This is a genomic window from Haladaptatus sp. W1, assembly GCF_001723155.1.
Lineage (GTDB): Archaea > Halobacteriota > Halobacteria > Halobacteriales > Haladaptataceae > Haladaptatus > Haladaptatus paucihalophilus.
The window spans coordinates 1-3866 of sequence record NZ_MEIH01000353.1 but is presented as its reverse complement, the minus strand read 5'-3'; the positions used below and the strand labels follow the sequence as shown (position 1 = coordinate 3866).

The 3866-nt window shown below is 58.4% G+C and carries 4 protein-coding genes, 1 tRNA gene, 2 rRNA genes and 1 pseudogene; 5 read left to right on the top strand and 3 right to left on the bottom strand.

Annotated elements, in window-relative coordinates; all coding sequences use genetic code 11:
* From BG842_RS30700 to BG842_RS21005, 3 genes are all read left to right on the top strand, one after another.
* Positions 1-906: ribosomal RNA gene (locus BG842_RS30700) — 23S ribosomal RNA — on the top strand; the annotation flags it as partial.
* 132 nt (positions 907-1038) lie between these two features.
* A 5S ribosomal RNA gene (gene rrf / locus BG842_RS21010) occupies positions 1039-1160 on the top strand.
* Positions 1161-1276: 116 nt separating this feature from the next.
* Positions 1277-1352, top strand: a tRNA-Cys gene (locus BG842_RS21005).
* Between the two features lie 224 nt (positions 1353-1576).
* Here the strand turns inward: BG842_RS21005 and BG842_RS32085 are convergent.
* Both BG842_RS32085 and BG842_RS32080 read right to left on the bottom strand, forming a co-directional pair.
* A complete protein-coding gene (locus BG842_RS32085) occupies positions 1577-2032 on the bottom strand; it encodes a hypothetical protein (protein ID WP_254663006.1) in 456 nt (151 codons plus the stop codon).
* Positions 1978-2313 carry a hypothetical protein gene (locus tag BG842_RS32080; RefSeq protein ID WP_254663005.1) on the bottom strand — a complete coding sequence of 112 codons (336 nt, stop codon included), beginning with the start codon at positions 2311-2313 and terminating at the stop codon, positions 1978-1980. Before BG842_RS32080 ends, BG842_RS32085 begins: the two co-directional genes overlap by 55 nt.
* A gap of 316 nt (positions 2314-2629) precedes the next feature.
* Here BG842_RS32080 and BG842_RS20995 point away from each other — a divergent pair, with 316 nt between their 5' ends.
* Entirely contained in the window at positions 2630-2896 is a 267-nt protein-coding gene (locus BG842_RS20995) for a MoaD/ThiS family protein (protein WP_007979343.1), read from the top strand.
* Positions 2897-3038: 142 nt separating this feature from the next.
* A complete protein-coding gene (locus BG842_RS20990; RefSeq protein WP_069452327.1) occupies positions 3039-3683 on the top strand; it encodes a hypothetical protein in 645 nt (214 codons plus the stop codon).
* Positions 3684-3687: 4 nt separating this feature from the next.
* Here the strand turns inward: BG842_RS20990 and BG842_RS32075 are convergent.
* Positions 3688-3866 (bottom strand): annotated as a pseudogene (locus BG842_RS32075) (HAD family hydrolase); the annotation flags it as partial.

Below are 3866 nucleotides of genomic sequence, written 5' to 3'. Positions count from 1 at the left end.
AGAGCGTCACTGTCCCAACGTTGGGCCCGGTGAACTGTACATTCCAGTGCGGAGTCTGGAGACCCCCAAGGGGAAGCGAAGACCCTATAGAGCTTTACTGCAGGCTGTCGCTGGGACGTGGTCGCTACTGTGCAGACATAGGTAGGAGCCGCTACACAGGTATCCGCGCTAGCGGATCACCGAGGCATCAGTGAAATACTACCCGGTAGTGACTGCGACCCTCACTCCTGGCGGAGGACACCGGTAGCCAGGCAGTTTGACTGGGGCGGTACGCGCTCGAAAAGATATCGAGCGCGCCCCAAGATTTCCTCACTCGGGTCGGAGACCCGAGGAAGAGCGCAAGAGCAAAAGGAAGTCTGACAGTGTCCTACACAACGAGGGACGCTGACGCGAAAGCGTGGTCTAGCGAACCAATGAGGCTGCTTGTTGCGGCCCATTGATGACAGAAAAGCTACCTTAGGGATAACAGAGTCGTCACCGGCAAGAGCACATATCGACCCGGTGGCTTGCTACCTCGATGTCGGTTCCCTCCATCCTGCCCGTGCAGAAGCGGGCAAGGGTGAGGTTGTTCGCCTATTAAAGGAGGTCGTGAGCTGGGTTTAGACCGTCGTGAGACAGGTCGGCTGCTATCTATTGGGGGTGTTACGATACTTGACGAGAACGTTCGTATAGTACGAGAGGAACTACGAATGGGTGCCACTGGTGTACCGGTCGTCCGAGAGGGCGCGTGCCGGGCAGCTACGCACCACGGGGTAAGAGCTGAACGCATCTAAGCTCGAAACCCACTTGGAAAAGAAGTATCACCGAGATCACTCGTAGAAGACGAGTTCGATAGGCTCGGGATGTACGCGCCGAGGCAACGAGGCGTTCAGTCCGCGAGTACTAACAGATCGACGCCACACAATCATACCGCATACTGGTTTCACACGCACTCTCGTGTGTGAGTCCAGGCGTATACTGGATTGCACGTACATTACGGTTCGTTCGAACCATCAACGATTGGTATCCCTGTCACGGTTCGATTCCGTGAGTTGACGTTAAGGCGGCCAGAGCGACAGGGCGACACCCGTACCCATCCCGAACACGGAAGTTAAGCCTGTCTGCGTTTCGGTCAGTACTGGAGTGCGCGAGCCTCTGGGAAATCCGATTCGCCGCCTCCCATTCATACTCGCATTCATTACCCGCACGGAGCTACCGCTCTGTGCGGGTTTGCTATTTCTATCCGGCCGCTTGAGACCGCTACGTTTAAAGTGACCGACTTCAAAGAAGAGACTGCGCCAAGGTGGCAGAGTCCGGCCGAACGCAGCGGCCTGCAGAGCCGCCCATCGCCGGTTCAAATCCGGCCCTTGGCTTTTTTACGAATTGTTCGTTCCAGCGGTTGCTCTGTAGCATAGAACGTGTTTTCAGTCGCCGATACTACCCTCGGTAATACGTTTCTGCTGTAATTTGCTGGTCTTCTGTCCCTTCTCCGTGGTGAAAATGACTGAATGCGCACCGTTTAGGTGTCAGTTTGGACTTGATTAGAGCGGAACGGGTTGTTGTTCGTGGACGCTCTCGTAGAGGGCATCGATGATTTTCATCGTTCGGATTCATCTGTCGCATCGGTCTCCGGGGACCGCCCTGTTTCGATACAGTTGACGGACTCCTCGACTTCGAGTGCGTACTGATTTGTTGGGTTGAACTCTTCGATGACGTGTCGGTCGTCGATTCGATACTCCAATCGAGTGCCGTCATCTCCGCGTGGGACGAACGCTTCTTGGGATTCGAGCCATCCGTTGGCCGCTTCGACGCGGTAGAATTGCGTGTCGGTCGTTGTGAAACCCGAGGACAGTTCCGCTGTTATGCCATTTCGTATTCGAGCACGGCCGTTAGTTCGGTTACGACGCCACAGTTCATGGTGTCCGTCGCTGTCGCGTATACGCGCTCGGTCGCCGAGGAACAGTCGGGCGGCGTTGACCGTATAGCATCTGACATCAATCAGACTTCCGCCAGCGAGGTTTGGATCGAGTCGAACGTTTTCGGAGTCACGCATCGGAAACTGAAAACTGGCTTTGAGGGCGCGAATGTCCAAGCCATGGCTGATTTCGACAGCACGTCGTGTCCGAGGGGGTTGTACACGGCTTCTATCTCGTCGTCTCCGAGTAACTCGTCGTAGGTTCCATAGGCGCGCGGTACTTCGAGCCAATCTGCAACGCTCGCGGCGCGCGATGCGTCTCGGGACGCGAGTGCACTGACCTCGTGTCCGGCCTCCCTAATCGCCGGTACGACGACGTTCGTACCGATGGTTACGGTGCTGATGACGCCGAATTTCATACCCTCGGTACGTTCTCGCGGATAATGAAAAGAAGCGTCGTACCGGATCGCCAAAAAGTAACCATTATACCGAACGCGGACAGGGGCTAGAGTATGCAACGACGAGCAGCGGGCGTATACATTGCGATCTTCCTCGTCATTTCTGCCGGGGCATACTCACACGACGCCGTGCAGGGAGAGCGGGTCGTCCGTCCCCGGTTCTGGTGCGTGCGACATACTCGGACGCTCGTCCCCCGGCCCAATAAGCGGTTTCGTCTCGGCAGGTGTTTTTCGCGACTGAGTAAACTTTTTGTTCCGGGGGTGCAAAGGTGTGTGTATGAACGTCACAGTCAAACTCACCGGCCCGATGGTCGCGCGCACCGGAACCCGCGACGCACGCGTGGCAGTCCCCGACGAGGCGACCGTCGAGGATGTCGTCGAACAACTCGGCGAGCGCTACGGCCCGCAAGTCCGCGCGGGTATCGTGGACGGATTCGGCCTTCGCTCGGACACCAGCCTCGTCCGCGAGTCCGACCACGAACCGCTCTCGGTTCACAGTCCCGTCGAAGCGGGCGACACCGTTCGCGTACAGGTCCACGCCTGATTCGACGCGACGCTTCCCACGACCTCGGAACCTCGGTTTCTCTCTTCGTTTCCTCTCTCCGCTTCTCTCGTCCTCCCGAGCAGAAAACTTATACTCTATTCTGATACCTCTCCGTCATGAGCTTCCGGCGAAGTGTGATTCCGTGAACCGCCGCCGAGCGGTCGGCGCGCTCTGTGTTCTCCTCGCGGTGGCGTTCGCGGCGAACACGCTCTGGTTGGTTCCCGACGGTAACGGTCTCCGATACGAGTACCGGGCGGTCGAGTTGGACCACTCGCACACGACCCACTACGTTCGACATTCCTCGTCGGTCCAAGACTGCTCCCCGAGGCTCGCTCGCACCTGCGGGTTCGAATTCGCGGCGATACACGGCGGCGTTTCGGTCGGCGCTAACTTCTCGCGTTCGTGGCCCGACTACGACTACATCCAGACCAGAAACGGATTTTACGAACCGACCGTCGAGGTGGAAAACGGAACGACCGTACTCACGGCGCGGAACGTCTCGTTCGCCACCGTACTAGCGAACGTCACGTACGACCCGGACTCTGCAACCAGTCGAACGGGTCCCAAACTTCGGACGGCGATTCGAACGGGACATGTCCGCACGCGGTCGGAGATTCCTCGGCACCTTCGCTTCCTCAGCGAGAGTGGCACCTACTACTATCTTCGAACGTCCCACGTCGGACCGGCCCATCCGTTCCTCGGTCCCAAACTGTTCGCCATCCGTATTCTCCTCTGGCTTGCGACGGTTCCGCTCTCCGTCGTCGGCATCGCGTACTGGTACGACTGAGTTCTCACCCCAGTCGCGCCAACCGATTCAGCGCGTACACCGTCCGAAGCACGTCGCCCGCCTTTCCGCGGTCGAAGATGAGTTCGTCGGTGCGAACCACGTGGTCCAGCACGTCGCGGGAGGCGTGTTCCGGCGCGGCACCGATGCCGTAGTCGTTCTCGTCCACCCACTGCATCACGCGCA